12 protein-coding genes are annotated in these 17,422 nt (G+C 61.8%); 2 read left to right on the forward strand and 10 right to left on the reverse strand.

Features of this window, described 5'->3' with window-relative positions:
- Positions 1-7: 7 nt before the first annotated feature.
- The 6 genes from FE781_RS08875 to FE781_RS08900 are packed head-to-tail and all read right to left on the reverse strand — an operon-like array spanning position 8 to position 6,594.
- On the reverse strand, positions 8-1,165 hold the full coding sequence (locus FE781_RS08875) for a glycosyltransferase family 4 protein (protein WP_138789260.1): 1,158 nt from the start codon (positions 1,163-1,165) through the stop codon (positions 8-10).
- Between the two features lie 52 nt (positions 1,166-1,217).
- Positions 1,218-2,372, reverse strand: coding sequence for a glycosyltransferase family 4 protein (locus FE781_RS08880; RefSeq protein ID WP_138789261.1), 1,155 nt, complete (start codon positions 2,370-2,372; stop codon positions 1,218-1,220).
- Positions 2,373-2,411: 39 nt separating this feature from the next.
- A complete protein-coding gene (locus FE781_RS08885; protein ID WP_138789262.1) occupies positions 2,412-3,794 on the reverse strand; it encodes a lipopolysaccharide biosynthesis protein in 1,383 nt (460 codons plus the stop codon).
- The gene (locus tag FE781_RS08890; RefSeq protein WP_138789263.1) at positions 3,791-5,221 is read right to left on the reverse strand and encodes an O-antigen ligase family protein; all 1,431 of its coding nucleotides are present in this window, start codon (positions 5,219-5,221) and stop codon (positions 3,791-3,793) included. Before FE781_RS08890 ends, FE781_RS08885 begins: the two co-directional genes overlap by 4 nt.
- 19 nt (positions 5,222-5,240) lie before the next feature.
- Positions 5,241-5,873, reverse strand: a complete 633-nt coding sequence (locus tag FE781_RS08895) for a CpsD/CapB family tyrosine-protein kinase (RefSeq protein ID WP_138789264.1) — start codon at positions 5,871-5,873, stop codon at positions 5,241-5,243.
- Positions 5,860-6,594 carry a YveK family protein gene (locus FE781_RS08900; RefSeq protein WP_170209478.1) on the reverse strand — a complete coding sequence of 245 codons (735 nt, stop codon included), beginning with the start codon at positions 6,592-6,594 and terminating at the stop codon, positions 5,860-5,862. Before FE781_RS08900 ends, FE781_RS08895 begins: the two co-directional genes overlap by 14 nt.
- Before the next feature lie 274 nt (positions 6,595-6,868).
- Between FE781_RS08900 and FE781_RS08905 the strand changes: the two genes are divergently transcribed.
- Complete coding sequence (locus FE781_RS08905) at positions 6,869-8,224, forward strand: glycoside hydrolase family protein (RefSeq protein WP_138789266.1); 1,356 nt, start codon at positions 6,869-6,871, stop codon at positions 8,222-8,224.
- A 42-nt stretch (positions 8,225-8,266) separates the two neighbouring features.
- Here FE781_RS08905 and FE781_RS08910 read toward each other — a convergent pair whose 3' ends face one another.
- The 3 genes from FE781_RS08910 to FE781_RS08920 form a co-directional block, all read right to left on the reverse strand.
- Complete coding sequence (locus tag FE781_RS08910) at positions 8,267-10,174, reverse strand: hypothetical protein (RefSeq protein WP_138789267.1); 1,908 nt, start codon at positions 10,172-10,174, stop codon at positions 8,267-8,269.
- Positions 10,175-10,190: 16 nt separating this feature from the next.
- A complete protein-coding gene (locus FE781_RS08915; RefSeq protein ID WP_170209479.1) occupies positions 10,191-11,018 on the reverse strand; it encodes an HNH endonuclease in 828 nt (275 codons plus the stop codon).
- A 450-nt stretch (positions 11,019-11,468) separates the two neighbouring features.
- On the reverse strand, positions 11,469-15,398 hold the full coding sequence (locus tag FE781_RS08920; RefSeq protein ID WP_170209480.1) for an S-layer homology domain-containing protein: 3,930 nt from the start codon (positions 15,396-15,398) through the stop codon (positions 11,469-11,471).
- 431 nt (positions 15,399-15,829) lie between these two features.
- On the opposite strand from FE781_RS08920, the gene FE781_RS08925 reads away from it, so the two are divergent.
- Positions 15,830-16,399 carry an ABC transporter ATP-binding protein gene (locus FE781_RS08925; RefSeq protein WP_246068119.1) on the forward strand — a complete coding sequence of 190 codons (570 nt, stop codon included), beginning with the start codon at positions 15,830-15,832 and terminating at the stop codon, positions 16,397-16,399.
- A gap of 46 nt (positions 16,400-16,445) precedes the next feature.
- On the opposite strand, the gene FE781_RS08930 is transcribed toward FE781_RS08925, so the two are convergent.
- Positions 16,446-17,288 carry an EcsC family protein gene (locus tag FE781_RS08930; protein ID WP_138789271.1) on the reverse strand — a complete coding sequence of 281 codons (843 nt, stop codon included), beginning with the start codon at positions 17,286-17,288 and terminating at the stop codon, positions 16,446-16,448.
- Between the last annotated feature and the right edge of the window lie 134 nt (positions 17,289-17,422).

The raw sequence follows: 17,422 nt of genomic DNA on the forward strand, positions 1-17,422 counted from the left end.
CTCCCGATTACTGGCTGCCGATCACTTCGGGATAAAACGCTTTGATCTGATTCACCGTGCGTTCGATCAGGAACAGCTCCTTCACCCGGTTCATCGCCCGCTCGCCCATTCGGTTGCGTTCCTCCGGGTGCTCGACCATCCATTGGATCGCTTCGCGCAGCAGGTTGGCCTGGCCGGACGGAATCAGCAGCCCGGTCTCCCGGTGAAGAACGATTTCCCGCGGTCCGCCGGCGTCGGCGGCCACAACCGGCAAGCCGGCCGCCATCCCTTCGATGATGACTTGACCGAACGGCTCGGGAATAACCGAGGTATGCACGAGCAGGTCGGCCTGGTCCATCAGCTCGGCGACATTGTCCACATGGCCCAGCATCTTGACGTTCGTCAGCCTCTCGATCGCGATCGTTCGCAGCAGTTGTTCTTTATAATGAAGATCCTCCTGGAACAGCGCGTCGCCCGCGATCCAGAACTCCACGTTCGGATCGTCGATAAACGATTTGGCCGCTTCCAGCAGCACATGCTGCCCCTTCCAGCCGCCGATGCGCCCCGCCAGCAAGACGACAAACGGCCGTTTCGCGCCTTCCGGCCTCCGGGTCGCCTTGCGCCCGGCGTACCCGGCAAAGGACGGGTACACGATCGTCTGCTTCGGGTACGGAGAACGGGACAAATTCAGCGTCGACATCGTCGCGTTCGAATTGGCGATGATCCCGTCAGGCAGCACTTTTACGAAAAGCTTGATCATGCGCGCGACGATCTTGCGCAAATACGGCGCTTCGATAATGTCGTGGATATGCCAGATGAGGGGAACCCCGGCTCTTCTGGCCGCGACCGCCCCGTAGAAAGCGGCCTTCAGGGAATTCGTATGTACACAGGCGACCCGTTCCTCCCGCAGCAGCCTGCCGATCTGCCTCCCGTACCGGAACGCCTTGAAGGCGGACGTCAGCAGATGCCAGTTCAGATCGTTGCGGTTCCGGTTCCTGACCTTTTCGTCCAGGACCAGAACCCGTACATCCACCCCTCTGTCCTTCAACCGCTCGGCCAGCGGCCCGTCCTCCGCCAGGATCACGATAGGCTTGATCGTATCGTCGAGATGAACGAGCAGATTATACAAAGCAATCTCCCCGCCGCTCCAACGGGACGTATGATCCAAGTACGCTACCCGGTACATATCTCCGTTTGACCTCCTTTGTCTGCGAGACTGGGCTTCGGGCATGCGCCCGTCAGTGGGCTTTTTTGTTGACGATGATGTTCGGATAAAATTCCAATATTTTCTTGACCGTCGTCTCGATCCGAAAATGATCCCTCACCCGCTCCATCGCCAGCTTGCCCATACGCCGGCGTTCCTCGGGATGCTCCAGCATCCATCGGATCGCTCTCGCCAGTGCGCCGGGATCGCCCGGTTCGATCAACATTCCCGTCTCGCCGTTCAGCACGATTTCCCGCGGCCCCCCCATATCCGTCGCGATGACCGGGAGTCCGTTCGCCATGCCTTCCACGATCACTTGCCCGAACGGCTCGGGGATGATCGAGGTGTGAATCAGCAAATCGGCCTTCTGGAGCACGCTGCGAACCGGGTCCACATGACCCAGCAGCTTGACGTTCGTCAGCGACTCCTCCCGGATCTTCCTCTCCAGTTTCTCTTTGTACACGGTATTGCCGAACAGCGCGTCGCCCGCGATCCAGAACTGCACGCGCGGGTCGCCGAGGAACGACTTGGCCGCCTCCAGCAGCACGTGCTGGCCCTTCCATTCGTCGAGCCGGCCCACCAGCAAAACCGCAAACCGCTCCATGTTGTGCTTCTCTTCGCGCGCGCCGATCGGCCCGTCGTAGGACGAATAGGCGACGAGCGCGTGCCGGCTGCGGCGCTTCGGCAAGTCGAGAGTGGACATGGTGGAATGGGAGTTCGCGATGATTCCGTTCGGAATCATTTTCGCCAGCAGCCGGATAAACCGGGCCACGACCGGCCGCAGATAAGGAGAGGCGATCTGATCGCGGATATGCCAGACCAGCGGCAGGCGGGCCAGCTTGGCCGCGACGCCTCCGTAGAAGGCCGATTTGAGCGAATTCGTATGTACGCATACGACCTGCTCTTCTTTCAGGATGCGCGCCAGCTTCAAGCCGTGCCTGAATACGTTGATGCCGGACAGCAGCAGCGCGAAATCCACGTTGTTGCGGTTGCGGTACCGCGTCCTCTCGTCCAGCCAGATGATCCGGACCTCGATGCCGCGCTCTCTCAGCTTGTCGGCCAACGTCCCTTCCTCGGCCAGAATGACCAGCGGCTGCACGCTTTTATCGAGATTGGTCAGCAGATTGAACAGCGCGATTTCTCCTCCGCTCCACTTGGCCGTGTGATCCAGATACGCAACCCTGAACATGTTTGTATCCTCCAACCTTTCCTGCCGGAATTGGCCGGCTCAAGATCCCGATCCGGCGGTATAGCGTCCCCGGCCTCCGGCCGTGACGTTTGCGATCAGCCATCGGATATCTTCCAAAGTCGGCCAAAAGCCGGGCAATCCGATCTTTAATACTCGGGGGTAGGCCAACCAGACAATCCCGAACCGTACCGCCGTAGCCGACAGAAGCGACACCCCCGCGCCGACGATGCCGAACCGGGGAGCGAGACCTACCAGCAGCGTCAGCAGCACGCCTAACCCGACGCTCTGCTGCAGCGAGCAGACACCCGGTTTGCCCGCGGACATAAAGGATTGCGACAAGACCAGCGCAGCCCCCGACAGCACGACTTCCAGCAGCAGAAGACGGTATACCGGCACCGCTTCGCCGTATGCCGGTCCGTACAACGTCCGAATCAGCCACGGACCGACAAGCATAAAAGCCGCCGCGATCAGCATCGTCCCCCATATGCTGACACGGAACAACCGCTTTACCAATTCAGCCGCTTTGCCGGGCTCCATGCCGGCAGCTTTCGGGAACAGCACCATCACCAGCGCCGATTGCGCGACGTTAACGACCCGGGACAAGCTCAGCACGACCAGATACAATCCAAGCTCTTTGGAGGAGAGAAACAGCGCGACCACAAGCTGATCCGCATACAAGGACAACGTCCCCATCAGGTCGTTCCCCGCCGACCGCGAGCCGTACCGAAGCAGCGGCCGCAGCGAAGTCCGGATCGACCGCAGCCTCGGGGCGTGCTTGCGCCACAGCCTTACGGTAAGCGCCAGCGTAATCGGAACGGTCGGCAGCCCGTACGCGAGCGCCGTCCAGTACGGGTCCAGCATTCCGGAAGCCATCAGCGCGGCGAGGCAGGCGCACGTCCCGAGATGCGGCAGCATTCGCAGCACATTAAAGGTATTGAACTCGCCCATCGCCTGAAGCGCCGCATTATTGGCGTATTCCGCCAGCAGCACCGGGACCGTCAGCAGAAAAAGGCGCGCGGCCGCCACAATCCCGGGCGGGTAGCCGTCCAGCCAGAGCGGAAGCAGGAAGAATCCCGCGACGACGGCCGTCAGTCCCGCGGCCCCGACGACGGCCAAGGCCGAGCCGTAATGCGCGGCGGCTTGCTCCGGCCTCTTCTTCATGTTGAACAGCAAAGCCGAGGGAAGCCCCAGCATAAAGCAGTTGGCCATCACGGTGGCGCATAGCGTCATCGCGGTGGCGTAGCCTTTTCCCGAAGGGCCGAGATAACGCGCCGTGGCGATTCCGGTAATCAGGTTCACCGCCATGATGGTCAGGCTGACGGCAAGCGTACGGATCGAGTGGGCGTTGCTGCCGGAGCCTGTCAGCAAGGAGAGCCATCGGATGCGGCGTCTGTGTCCGTGCAGCGCGGAACGTGGCATCATCCGGCCGGCCCCCCTGCCTTCCGGTCCTCTTCGATCCCCGCCGCGACGAACAGCCAGACGATAAATCCGCCCAGTCCGCCAAACCGGTTGAAGAAGGCGAGATAAGCGACGGCCCCGAGCAGGATCGCAATACCGAGCTTCGCCCGGCTCGACAGAGCCGCTTCCATCCTGATCGCGATTCTCAGCCGCCACAACAGGCCCCCCAAAGCCGCAAAAAACAGCGCTCCGCCGGCCAGGCCGTATGTGAGCAGAACGGCGATCGCGCCGTTGTCGAAATTGCCGTATTCGCCGATCTTCCCGTCGTTCTCCAGCTTGGTTCCCACCCCGATGCTGCCGAGACCGAACCCTTGGGGATTATCCAGCAGCACGGGAATCATCCTGCCGACAAATTGCAAACGGTCGTTGAACGAATAATCGTTCCGCAGATCGCCCATCGTCCGGAAACGGTTGAGAAGCTGCTCCCCTCCCGGCAAATGGGGAATCGCCGCATACAGCGCGATGCCAAGCACGCAAGCCCCCAAAGCCGCCTTCCACCTGACCCGCGCGGAGCCGAACGCATAATAGACGACAAGGGCGACCAGCGTCGTGAGCCACGCGGCGCGAACCAGCGTGATGACAAGTCCCAGCATGACAATCGCAACGCCCAACCACCCCAGCAGCCCTCTCCAGCGCTTGTGCGCCAGCATGGCGCACAAGGCGGCGGAGAAAAACATCGCGGCCGGTTCCGGCGCGTTCAGCGTGGAGAATACGCGGATCTCCAAGGGGAAGGGCCTTCCGTTGGAGAACATCTCCACGTTGTTCATCCAGAACGCGTCCCACGGCGGGACGAACAAAAACTGGAAGATGCCGTACAGAGATGCCGCTATGGCGATGTATACGAACGAGATTATCCAAAGCTCCCTTTCCTCTCCCGAAGGATTCCGCGCTCCCGCGTAGCAGATGAGCAGCAGCGGTACCAGATAGTTGGCGAGGTCGAACAGGGACGCCATCGCGCCGTTACGCAAATACCCGATGGCGAAGGCGTAGATCAGCGCCGCCCCCAGCATCGCGCCCGGCAGCCATAAGGTGCGGGGCAGCCTGAACCGGTTGTACGCGATCGGAAGCAGCAGCGTCAGCGTCGTCAACAACGGGAGAATGCTGAGCGGCGATACGGAATCATAGCTGTTCTGGGACCAATCGTAGACGCGGCGCACGCCGGGGACGACGGCCCAGACGAAGACGATGTAAGGAATAAGCAGCTTGGACTGCACTTCCGCCAACAGAACGGCGGGACACAATCCGAGCAGCATCAGGATCAACTGCACATTGCTGCCGAAGGGCACCATGACGCTTGCGACGCCAATCGCCCCAGCCCATAACAGCCATGCGGACATGGCCGCAAAGGTCTTGGCCGCGACGAAGGACGAACCGGCTTTGCCTAATCGCATATGCCTTGTCCCCGCGTCCTTAATTCACATAAGCGAATCCAACGAGGTTGGCGCCCGCCCTCAGAATTCCGTGCTTCCAGGATAAGAGTTCCTCCGGCTTCACCGTCCTGTGCTTGATCACCAGAAGCACTCCGTCGCTGAATCCGGCTGCGATCATGGCGTCCGTCCGCGACTCGGCGGCCGGCGAATCGATCAAGATCAGATCGTAATGGGCTTTCCAGCTTTCCAGCGCCATACACGCCTTCTCCGAGGCCAGCAGCTCGGTCGGAGAAGGCGTGGCCGTTCCGCCGCTGACCAGATCCAGACCGGCAAATTCCGTAGGCTGGACGATCTCCATCGGATCGGAATAGCCCGCAAGCGCGTCGGACAATCCCCGATGGTTCAATCTCCGGAAGACGTCGTGCAGGGCCGGCTTGCGCAAATTGCCGTCGACCAACAGGACGTTCCTGCCGGCTTGGGCGAACACGATCGCAAGGTTCGCCGCCGTAGCCGTCTTACCTTCCGCCGGCTTCATGCTGTTCACGAGCAGAACCTTGCTGCCTTTCCGCAGAAATTCGTATTCCAGATTCGTCCGCAGCACCTTATAGTCTTCGACGCTGCGCACCCCGTCATTAAGGTCGGTTACAAGCACCGCCGCGTTATCCCTTGGCATAAGTGGTTTCCCCTACCTGTCTTTGGATTTGTTTGGCCAGTCGCCGCTTCAGGTCGCGTTTTCCGGGCTTCGAGATCGAGGCGAGCAGCCCCACTCCGAGCAACTCCTCAACGGCGCGTTCCGTTTTCAGAGTCGTATCGAGCGTTTCGCGGAAGACGACAGCAGCCACCGACAGGAAGGAGGAAGCGAGAAACGCCAGAATCAGATTCATCTTCATGGGAGAGTTCGGCTTGACTTCTTGCCCGGGCAAGCTTTCTTGAGGAAGGATGCTCAATAAATCCGTTTTGAGATGGACCGGAACGAGCCGCTCGAAGACGACGGCCACAGCCTCCACGATCTTCTGGCTGCGCTCGGCGGAGGGCGAAGTGAAGGACATGTTGATGATCTGCGAGTCTTTGTTGGAGGAGATGCGGAGATTGTTGTCCAGCTCGGTCCGGGTCAGCTTCAGCTCGGGATATTCAAGCACAACCCGGTTCAGCACGGTAGGCGACTTGAGAAATTCCTTGTACGTGGTCATCATCAGGATGTTCGCGTTGACGTTGCCGTATTCGGGCGTCTTCTTCTCTTCCGACAGCCTGACGACCAGCTTGATCGACGCTTCATACTTCGTGGGCACGTAACGATCCGTAGCAACCCCCGCGCAGGTGACCGCAATGAGGACAAAAGCTGCGATCCACCCCATCTTTTTCCGCAAAATTCCGACATAGTGGTGAAAATCCATGAAAATCCTCCTCGTCATGGAGATCGCGGTCTGTCATGAAAGCTGATGCCGTCGTCGCCTCCGCTTTTGATACAATTTGTATCTTGAACAACCTTAATTTATAATACAATTTGTATCAAAGTCAAGGGTATTTTGAAGCGTGCCGGATTATTCTTTAAGAAAGCGTTTCCCAAACCTCTTTTGAAAATTTTTGTTTTTTTACAAGCCCGCAACTTTCGGCCCTTCCCCTCTTACACTATACCAACGGCGGATTTTGAAGAAAGGAGCCGAGAGGATGGCGTTCAAGTACAAAAATGTTCTAAAAATCGCGCAGCCTGTCCTCCTGATGTCGATTCTGTTGACCAAGCTGGAAAAAAATCCGTCCGGCTCCGGGCCTCTGTATGACGAACTCAGCTCGCTTCTCGGCGCTGGAAATTTGACGAATGCCCTTGTCAACGAGACCTCGAAAATGGACAGGTTAAAAGAGCTGAATCTGGGATGGGCCCGAATCAATCTGTATCCGCAATACTATTACTCGAACGGGAAGCCCTTGCCGGTGAGTCTGGATACGGTCATGCTGCAGCTTTACCGCCGGCAGATTTCCCCTTTTATCCTGTTCGAATACTACGGCAGCTACGCCGACATCGGCCAGGAACTCGGGGACTACGACAAGTGGCATGCGATCGGCCGGGCCTACGCCAAGCGTTACGCCCCCGGCGGGGACTGGGCGCGGGAACAGGGGATCGACGATTGGGGCGTGCGGGTGTTTTCGGCGCTTAATGAGCCGGACGTGGAACGCTCCATTCCATTCGAGGATTACCGAGACGCTTTGGCCGGGCTGGCTGACGGGGTTCATTCCGTCGATCCGACGCTTCGCGTCATCCCCGGCGGATTCAGCTCGCAGAATTCTTTCGATGATTGGACGCTGAAGGGCTACGGAACCGCCATCGCCCCCCTCCTGAACAACGGCCAGCTCGACGGATTGGACCTGCACACGTATTACGACATCCAATACGCTCCGTTGAACGGGACGTATGCGAATTCCGCCCAGTACACGTTCGACCGCGTCAAGCAGGCGCTTGGCCTGACGAGGGAGATCTCGTTTTATTCCACGGAGTTCAATATCAAGAGGCGCAGCACCCCGTCTCTGACGATGACGGAGGAATTGGCGGCCAAGCAATTTCTCACCGCGATCTGGGATCAACTGGGGGTCGTCTCCGCCTCGGGCAAGCGTCCCGTCACCGTGTTCGCCATGCCGTGGAGCTTATTCCATAGGTCTCAGCAAGACGGCTGGTACGGAATCGGCGCGCCCTCAACCGATCCTCCGGACCGCTGGCCCGCCCGGCTGAAGGTGCTGGGCTTGGTGACGGCGGTTGCGAAAGGAACGTATTTCGAATCGATGGACCCGAGAGGCAAGGGCGAATACGTGCTGGCCGGGAGCGGCAAAAAGCTGTGGGTGTGGCAAAACCTGAAGGGCTGGAGCAATCGGACCGGCACCCGTTATCGGGTGGTCGGCATCCCCGGCATCGCCACCGAGTTGTCGGTTTACCGCTGGAACGGATTGTGGCGCACGTACCCGATCGAGGGGCAGACCGAGTTCACCGTCACCGGACTGGAGCCGGAAGAAACGTATATGTTCCTGGCCAAATGAGAAAAAGAAAAGCCCGCTCGCGAGCGCGCCTCCGAGCGGGCCTTATGCGTCGGGCGTCAAGATGAATTGAAGGGTATCGCCCGCCCCAAGGCGAGCGTGCAATTCCGCGAAGCCGCCGTCCGTATTCAGGACGCGCGCTCCTTTATAGGCTTCCGCGAACGTATCGCCGTTGCCGATCTCTTCGACCGTCCAACTTCCCGTCGACGGCAGCCCGATTCGGACCCTCGTCTCCAGTTCGATCGAATCAAAATTCACGAAGCTGACCAGCACCCGATCGGATACCGCTCCGCTGCCGGGCAGGGGCGGCAACGCCGAGGTGTCGACGGCCCTTACGTACAGCTTGCGGTTCTCGACCGCTTGCCGGTTCAGATGCACATAGGGCAGCGGGCTCCCGTGGGTCGCATACGCGGCGGCGATCCGCCTGAATATCCGCACCCGGTTGTCCCGCTCATGTTCGAACGGGTGGACGGCAAGCCGCTCCGGATGCTCCTCCGCTTCCTTCCCCGCATCGAACAGGGCGTAGTCTTTCATCAGCGCCTGGTGCTGGATCAGCACATCCGCGTACCCGACATGCGCTCTCAGGTTCCGGTCGAATACGGCCGAGCGCTTGTCGGCAGCCCCGTATTCCGCCGGATCGAGATGCGAATCCGTCGTGCCGATCTCCGTGGTAAGCATCGGCTTCGGCAGCCCGTCTGTCACGGGACCGAACGTCTTCAGGTTTTCCACGAAGCTTCCGCCGTCCCGATCGACGTAAGAGGTCCCATAGGCATGCCCGTTCGTCCAATCGGTGAGAGCCTCCAGCTCGCCGCGCTGGGCGGGGTCGCGCTCCCAGCCGTCAGGCGTTCCGCCCGTCGGCCAATACGACCAGCCGGGCGAGACGATCTGCAGATGCGGAGCCAGATTCGCGCGGTTGTCCCTGAGCCAATTCGCCACAGCCGCATTAACCGCTTGGCTTCTTCCGAACAATCCGGGTTCGTTGTCGACCTCCATAAACTGGATATAAGCACCGTATTTGGCCAAATAATCCCTCAGCAGCAGCCTGGCCGCCAGCGGCAGCTTCCCGTCGGCGTCAACCGTCAGATCGCCCGTGTACAGGTGCAAGGCCACCGCTCCGGTATTCAAGCTCTTCAGCGTCTCGTAATACTCCCGCATCCGCGAACAAGATTGGTTCACGTTGGAAGGGCAACCCGCGCGCATCACGTTGCCGCTGTATGCGAGACCCAGCCATTTCAAGACGACGGGCAGCCTGCTTACGGCGGTCTCGTCATAATAATAATCCCGGGTCGCGAGTGCCGTCCCCATGCGCACATACCGGCCGTGAACCGGCTCTTCCGCAGCCTCCGCCAACGCTTCCAGGCGGACGTAATCCCACTCCCACCAGAGATGGCGGTCTTCGGAGCCGGTACAGTACAGACAACGGATCGATTCGAGCCGGATTGTGTTGTCGCCCGTTTGAAGCATCTCCGGCGGGATGTACAGTTCGTAGCTTTTCACGTAGGGGTGCGGGCTCCCGGTGCCGCCTACCCCGGCGATCTGCACGATGCCGGCCAGCAGCTTGTTGGCATAGACGGCCATTTGCGGAATCGCCCGGCTGGCGTCCACTATTTTGACGACCAGCCTGACGCCGTATGGCGGCACTTCGTTCAATTGGAAATGCAGCGAGAACTCGGCTACCTCGTTTCTGCCCATCCGGCCCGGCGCCTGGGCCGTTTCCTGCGGCGCATGCGGGCCGCCGCGAATCCGCAAGCTCCGCATCGCTTTCGAAGCCTGCTCCGCGAATTCCGCCCTGCTGCCGTCCTCCTGTCCCAATTGCCACAACACACGTCCGCCGGCCTTCTCCGCCTCGGGCTCTTCCTTCAGGAAGCCGGGAGCGGCGTTCTCCGAGGGAAGGAACGAAATGGCAACAACGGCTATCATCAAGGCGGCCACATGGAAGATCAGACGATTCAAAACGAGTCGATTCCCGTCAATCCTCGTCGGGCAGACGCACGCTTCTGTCCGGCGCACCCGGTTCCGGCAGCAGCTTGTCGGCCTTCTTCAAATTGCAGGCCGAGCAGGCGCAGACGCAATTGGCCGGGGACGTCAGCCCGCCCTTGGATTTCGGCAGCACGTGGTCGATCGTGTCGCCGTAGCCGCCGCAGTAGCGGCATGTATAGTTGTCTCGCTGCAGGATGAGCAGGCGCATATCGCTTTTGCTGTACAGCTTATGGATGAGACGGGGGTGCAGGATGCCTGCCGCGCCTTCCCGCACCATGCGTATCGCGATCTCCGCCGTTACCTCGGTCTGCCAACGCTTGCCGTTGCCGTGCCGCCCCCGCAGCAAAATAAAACCGGTGCCGCGGTCGTCAAGCACGGAAGTATCCGTCGTATACGGGCCGGGGAACCGTTTCGGCACCCGGTCGGGCGGACGAACCGCCCCGGCCGCGGACGCGGAGACCGGCGCCGACCCCGGCTTCCGGCGCCGTCTCCGGCGTCTCTTGCGCTTGCGAGGCGGCTCCGCGGGCTCCGGCCGGGCTTCATCCGCTTCCGCGCTGGGTTCGCCGCTGTCCGGCGCGGCAACGGTCCGCGCTTTCGGCCCGGCTTCCGGGCTCGCGGCCGCAGGGCCGTGAGCCGCCGGCGCCGGGGCACGGCGTTTTCGCCGGCGGCGGCGCTTGCGCTTGCCCGCAGCCGGTTCCGGCGAAGCGGGCGGCGGCTGCGGCACGGGCCCGGACGCTGGCGGCGATGCCGCCGCCTCGGCCGCGCTTCCCGCCGCCGCGTGCGGCTGCCCGGCTTCCGGCCCGGCACCGCGCTGCAACGATGCTTTCCGCCGCCGCAAGCACCGGCTGCAGGTTCCGCGTCTCGTCTTGCGGCCCGACCGTTTGGGGAAGGAGGCCTCCGGCTTCCGTTCGCCGCAAGCGGCGCATGTTTTGAATGGTTCAGGGACTTCGGCGTACATGGAAGTTGTCCTCGTCGTTTTGTTTAAGAGTATGGCTTGATTATAACAGGACGGAGGAACCGGAATCCAACTTCCTTTGCCGTTTGCCCAAGAATCCCCGAATCGGCCCGGCCGACGGCTCTCCCTCTATCGTCGGGCGCCCCTTGACCGCTTGGTCGGCGGAACGACCGGCAGCCCGGGACCCGAGTGCCGTCTCCGCGATGCGGGCGGGGCCGCGAGATTCCGCCCGTAACCGCCGTTCCGACGTTGTTCAGCCGCATTGGCGCCGCGCGAACCACGTCTGGCGCCGCAGGGTGACGCTGTCCTCCGTTAATGCGCCGGCAAAAACTCCAGCCGCACCAGCAGCCGCTTCAGCGCGACAGCGGCTTGGGCGCGCGTGACCGCATCCCCCGGGGCGTACCGGTCATCCGTTATGCCGGTCATCAGGCCCAAGCGCAAGGCGGCTTCGACCTCGGCTTGCGCCCAGGCCGATACCTCGTGCCGATCGGCATAGGCGGACAGGTCCCGCCGGCCCGCGGCCTCCGAACCGCCGCCGGCTCCAAGCATCCGCATCGCGCGGACGAGCAGCGCGGCCATCTGCTCACGGGTGATCGCGCGGTCCGGCCGATAAGTTCCGTCCTCGAAGCCGTCTGCCAATCCCAGCTCCGCCGCGAGCCGCACCTCTCCCGCGAACCAGTCGTCGGCCGCCACATCGGCAAACTCCCGGCCCGAAGCGATAGCCGCATCCATCCCAAGCGATCGCACGAGCATTACCGCGAGCTCGGCGCGCGTCACCGCGCGTTCCGGCCCGAACGCCGACTCCGATACGCCGTTCAGAATAAGCTTCGAGGCCAGCGCCTCCACTTCCGCCCGGGCCCAATGCCCGGCGATATCGGCAAAGGTCCGCTCCCCTTCGATCAGAGCGTATACGCTGTTGCCGTTCCGCTTGAACACGGCTGCCGCCGTCCCGTCCTCGCGGCTCGCGATCAGGCCCGGCACAAAAAACAGCCGGCCGGTCGCGGAATCGTACCGGACGACGGTCGCGTTCGCCGGATTGGTCCCGGGCGCGAACGGCATCGTCCTCGTCACGTACACCGTCCCGTAGTCCCTCGCCACACCATCGGCGCCGACCCGCACCATGTAGTCGGCAGCGATTCCGGTCCAACGCATGCCGGCTTCGGCTGCGGCCCGCTCTAGCGCCGCCGCCGTCTCCTCGGTCGGCGGTTCGATCGCAAGGGACACGTCTGCCGCTTCCCCGCCATCGGAAAGCGTCCGCAGCAGCCTCAGAGGCATCTCGTACGAACCGAGCCGCGTATCCAGAGCCAGCACCGCCCCGGCATCCGACTCCGCAAGCCGCTCGATCGCGGTCCGCGTCAGCACCGCCTCGTATGCGTCCGCTTCCGTCCCGACCGCGAGTATCACCCGTCCGGTTCCCCTGCCGGCCGCGGACAACCGGAGCGCTTCGAGCAGCTCCTCGCCGCCGGGCGTCACGGACGCTGCCGAACGGCCTTCGGATGTGCGCCGGGTTACCGGAAGATGGCGGATCGTCACCGTTCCGTCCGCATCCGCGTCAAACACGGGCCGGCTCGGTATCCACGGCCCGGACGGCTGTTGCGCGGCCGGCGGCGGGTCCTGCCGGGACGGCAGATCCGACTCCGCCAGCTCGACGGCATCGCCGATCCTCCAGTTGTAAACCGCGTTGTTCGCGATCGTGTTGCCGGTGATTGTGATGCCGGAGCCGGCCTCCGCGATCAGACCGTTCGTGTTGCCCGTCACCGTATTCCCCTCAATCGTGATGTTCGACGGGTCCCCCGCTCCGACTCCTCCCGCGCGCTGGTCGCCGTTGTCATGCGCCAACAGGATGCCTTTGAAGCCCGGCGCCGTATTGCCGCGAATCACGTTGTTCCGCACGATCGTTCCCGGCGCGTTCAGCAGCTTGATGCCCGCCGCGTCCGCCAGTTCGGCTGTCCCTTCGATCGTATTGGCCTCGATCACCGTATCCGGGGAGCCCATATACACCAGGATGCCCTCCCGCGCATTGGTGATGACGTTATGGTGGATGTAGTTCCCCGGTCCGGACGCGTCGTGATTCGTCGGAACGGTGCCGCCGGTATTGCCTACGCCGATGCCGCCGCCCGGCACGTTGGCCACCGTGTTGTACGCAACCTCGTTGAGGTACTCGTCCTCGCCGTGCAGATCGATCGCGTCCAGCAGCGTGCCGTCGAACGTATTGTTCCGCAGCAGATTGTTGTGCGCGTAATACTGCACCGTCACTCCGTGGCGGATGTACGGACCCTCGAAGCGGTTGTTTTCGATCAGGTTGAAATACGTGTCCGTATCCAGCCCCAGCGTATCGGTCTTGGGCGTGCCTTGCACCGTGATGCCGTAGCCGGCTCCGCCCGGACCGACGTCCGTCGCGTTGCGGAACACGCTGTTTCTTACGGTGATGTCCCGGCTCTTGCTGATGCGGATGCCCATGCGCTGGAAATGCTCGATCAGCACATTGTCGATGGTGATGTTGTAAGAGCCTTTTTCTCCCGACTGATCGATATAAATGCCGTTTCCGAAGCCGCCGATGCCCGGATTTTGCTTCGTCGTGTCGGTCGAATACGGTCCGGCGAACGTCGAGGTGATCGTCAGGTTCGAAATTTTGACGTTGTTCTTGTTAAACGCCTTGATCACCCGGGAATTGCCCGCCCCCGTCATATGCGACTTCAGAATCGTTCCTTCCCTGCTCTGGCCTCTCAGGTTGACGCCGTTTATCAGTTGAAAATGCGTCTGCGCGTCGCCCGGCATCATGGATACGAGGTTGTACACACCGTCCGGAAAATACACTTCGTCTCCGTACTTCGCTTCGGCCAACGCCGCCAGAATACCCGGCAAGTCGTCATAGCCGTTGTCCGCGGGATCAATGCCGTATTTCGGATCGGACAAATCCAGCGTGACGCCGGTCACCGGATTGGGCGTATGCGGCGTATAAGCCGATCCGTCCGGCTTGTACAGCCCCGGCTTCGTAAAAGGCGCGGCCGGCGGGCGCTCCGGCTCCACATCAGGCACAGGCACGACCACGGTCCGTCCCTCCGAATGAGGCGGGTAAACCTGAAACTCGGTCAGGCTGTTCCATCCCCTCGACGAGGCGTTGGCGGAATTGTTGCCGTGTCCGACGTACCGGACATATCGGGCGTTCAGATGAAGGCCGTGCAGATCGAACGGCTCCACCTGAACGGACGCGCCGCTGCTGGTTAATCCGACGGCCGCTTCCCGCCACGTCTCTCCGTCGTCGGAGACGAGCAGATCGAACATCGAGGCCCGCGTATCCCCGTTATAGAAGGCGATGCCGACGTAACCGATCGGCTTTGTTTCGCCCAGATCGTATGTGATGGTCTGCTTCACCCCGTCGCTGTTCTGTGCGGACCACCGGGTATACCGGTTGTTATCCACCGTATTGGCGGCGATATTCCCGTCATCCGCGCTCGCGACGACGCCCGAGGCCGGGATCGCATACGGCTTCACGGCGTGGGCGACATCCTCAACCTTCCGGACGGTCAAGCTTGGCGTGCGGGCGATATTGCCGCTGCCGTCCGGCTTGGGGAACGAACCGGTTTTGAACGTGTTGTAGATCTGAACGTTTTTGGCTTCCGTGCCGCGGACCATAAACGTGACGTAACCGTCGGCGCCATGCTGCCGCACGAATTGCGTCGCGTCGATCAACGCCTCCCCGTCCTTGTTCTCCTGAACCGCAAACGTTCCAAGCGGGATCGCTTGCGCGCCCGGCGCGTATTCGAAGCCGCTGCCGCCCGCCGCCGGCTTCACAGGCGCGTTGTTCCACGTCAGCAGCAAGGAGCCGCTCTCGGGCACCGCATCCTGGAAGGCTCCGTCGGACGCCCAGCCGTCGGCCGTCACCCCGTACACTTCCAGCGTCACCGTGCCTTGAGCCGCATTCGATTTGCCTTTGATGCTGAAGTAGATGCGGTTGGCGTCGTCCGGAATTCGGGAAGCGTCCACGGCGAATTGGTAATACCCGATACGTTCCGTACCGTTCCCGGGCTTGATGTTATAAGCGCCGTCCCCGCCGCTTTTATGCGCTTTGGCATAATGCCTGTCCGGGTTCGCCTGATCGATCACGGCATTGGCGGCAGCGGGCACCGCCGGATATTCCGTCACCTGCTCCGCCGCATGTCCCCGGCTTGGCGCCCATGCCGCCTGCAGCGCAAGCGCCAAACTCGCAACCAGTCCGATCCACCTGTTCCTGTGTGTCAACCTGCTCAACCTCCCGTCATAGGATCCGGTGCAGAACGCTTTTATCTGCCACATTTGTAAGCGCTTGCACCTTTGCCTGTCATTATACGGGAAACGCGTCGAAGGACTATACGATTTATTTTAGGCGGACATTGTGTTTTGTTTAGGCGGGGCTGTGAATTTCGTATTGACGAGAATACGATATATCTTGGGCAGCGGGACCGGCTGCCGGCAGGAAAGCCGCGAGATGCGGCTTCGCCGGAAGCTCGGCTTGTCCGAGGAGGGCTTCGCCGTCCTGCAGCGGCTGACGCTTGCGGAGCATGCGGCCGTCCGGAGTCCCGACAAGGAAGAGAAGCTACGGGAGGTCTCGCGGCTGCTGGACGGGTATATCGCGGAGTCCAGTCCGGCGGAACCGGGGACGATGCGGCGAACGGGGGAACGGCGCCGTGAGCATGATGCATCCGTATCCGGGCGGCATTATAGGGACGACGGTTCTCCTGGGGCTGTTCCAGTTTTTGAGCGGTGTGTCGATCGCCTCGGTGGGCCAGCACGCCATCCACGACTTGCGAAATGAGCTGTACCGCCATATTCAAAAGCTCGATGTCGGCTTTTTCGACCGGAACCGCACCGGCGACCTGATGTCCCGCGTCACAAGCGACGTCGGCATGCTGCAGCAGCTCGTCTCCTCGGGCATGATGTCCATCGCCGCCGATCTGATTACGTTTGTCGCCGTAGCCGCCTATATGTTCTGGGTCGATTGGCAACTGACGGCGATCGTGATGGCGACGTTTCCCTTTATGCTGCTCGCGACCCGGGTATTCGGCGCGAAGATGCGATCCGCGTTCCGGAGCGTGCAGGAATCCGTCGCCGAGGTGAGCAGCCACCTGCAGGACACGCTCTCCTCCATCCGGCTGATCCGGGCGTTCGCAGGGCGTATCGTCGAATCGGGCACGCACGACGAGCTGCTCGCGCTGGGCGGAAGATACAAGCGGCTGTACGACCTGCAGTTTCCTCAGCCATAAAACGAAAGCTGACGTCCGGCAACCGCCGCGTCAGCTTGCTTCGCTTCTACAGGCCCGTTCCGCCGAGCATCTGCAGACGTTCGAGGACCCGGCGTTTCCGGTACAGCATCCGTCCCGCTTCGCCGACATCCTTCAACGTGCTGCGGTTGATCGCCGCTCCGAAGATCATGCCCGCGATCGGAATCATCTGAAACAGCTTTTTCCACCCGAAGTTGTCGCGATACGCCGCCACGACCTCGCGCCAGCCCTGAAGCTGGGAAACCATCCGGCGCTGCGCCCGTTCCGGGGAACCGTACGATGCCAGCTCTTCGAGGACCGCCCGCTTGCCGACGATATCGGACGAGGCGAACTGCAGGCATTTGACGATGAAGATGCGTTCCTCCTTCCGGTTCGGATCGTAACCGTAGCAGATCGCGGTTTCCTGCAGCACCTTGAGCGACAAGGCCAGTACGGCGGGGATGTCGATTGCCAGCGTGAATAAGCCGCCGAAACCGACCGTCGCTCCTTGCACAGCCGCCAGATCGGACCGGCTCTTGGCCAGCTCGGACGAAGCGCGGTCCATCGCGGACAGCGGCAACGCGGCCGCCTGGCCGATCGTTTCGATCGCGGCTCCGCCGCAGGCATCCGACAGACGGCGCTGAACGCTTTGCTCGGAGACCAGATACCGGCCCCCCGTCTGGACGTAGCCGCCGATTTCGTCGAGCGCCTGCCCGATTTTATGCTGCAGCTTCGTGGGCGTCAGCTTGTCCAGCAGTTGGAACGGCAACCGGCCGAGCTTTTCCCAAAACCACAGATCCTTCTGCTCCCGCTCCCAGACTTCGATCTCCCCCAGCGCCGCAAGCAGTTGCTCGCGCGATTCCGGAGCGCGTCCGTCCGCCCCTTGCTCCATCCTCCGTATTTCTCCTCCTTCATGCTGATGGCCGGCGTTCTGTTCCACCCGTTCCACTCCTTCCGTGTATCAAGCTTCTAGTCTGATTCTACGCGCCCGGATTGTCCCCGGTTGCGCCGATTGAGATTTGGAAC

Source organism: Paenibacillus thermoaerophilus (assembly GCF_005938195.1).
Lineage (GTDB): Bacteria > Bacillota > Bacilli > Paenibacillales > Reconciliibacillaceae > Paenibacillus_W > Paenibacillus_W thermoaerophilus.

Bases quoted from the DNA above. Each gene is read 5' to 3' on its own strand.
- FE781_RS08875 (WP_138789260.1), bottom strand. From the start codon at position 1,165: ATGTACCGGGTAGCGTACTTGGATCATACGTCCCGTTGGAGCGGCGGG.
- FE781_RS08880 (WP_138789261.1), bottom strand. From the start codon at position 2,372: ATGTTCAGGGTTGCGTATCTGGATCACACGGCCAAGTGGAGCGGAGGA.
- FE781_RS08885 (WP_138789262.1), bottom strand. From the start codon at position 3,794: ATGATGCCACGTTCCGCGCTGCACGGACACAGACGCCGCATCCGATGG.
- FE781_RS08890 (WP_138789263.1), bottom strand. From the start codon at position 5,221: ATGCGATTAGGCAAAGCCGGTTCGTCCTTCGTCGCGGCCAAGACCTTT.
- FE781_RS08895 (WP_138789264.1), bottom strand. From the start codon at position 5,873: ATGCCAAGGGATAACGCGGCGGTGCTTGTAACCGACCTTAATGACGGG.
- FE781_RS08900 (WP_170209478.1), bottom strand. From the start codon at position 6,594: ATGGATTTTCACCACTATGTCGGAATTTTGCGGAAAAAGATGGGGTGG.
- FE781_RS08905 (WP_138789266.1), top strand. From the start codon at position 6,869: ATGGCGTTCAAGTACAAAAATGTTCTAAAAATCGCGCAGCCTGTCCTC.
- FE781_RS08925 (WP_246068119.1), top strand. From the start codon at position 15,830: ATGATGCATCCGTATCCGGGCGGCATTATAGGGACGACGGTTCTCCTG.
- FE781_RS08930 (WP_138789271.1), bottom strand. From the start codon at position 17,288: ATGGAGCAAGGGGCGGACGGACGCGCTCCGGAATCGCGCGAGCAACTG.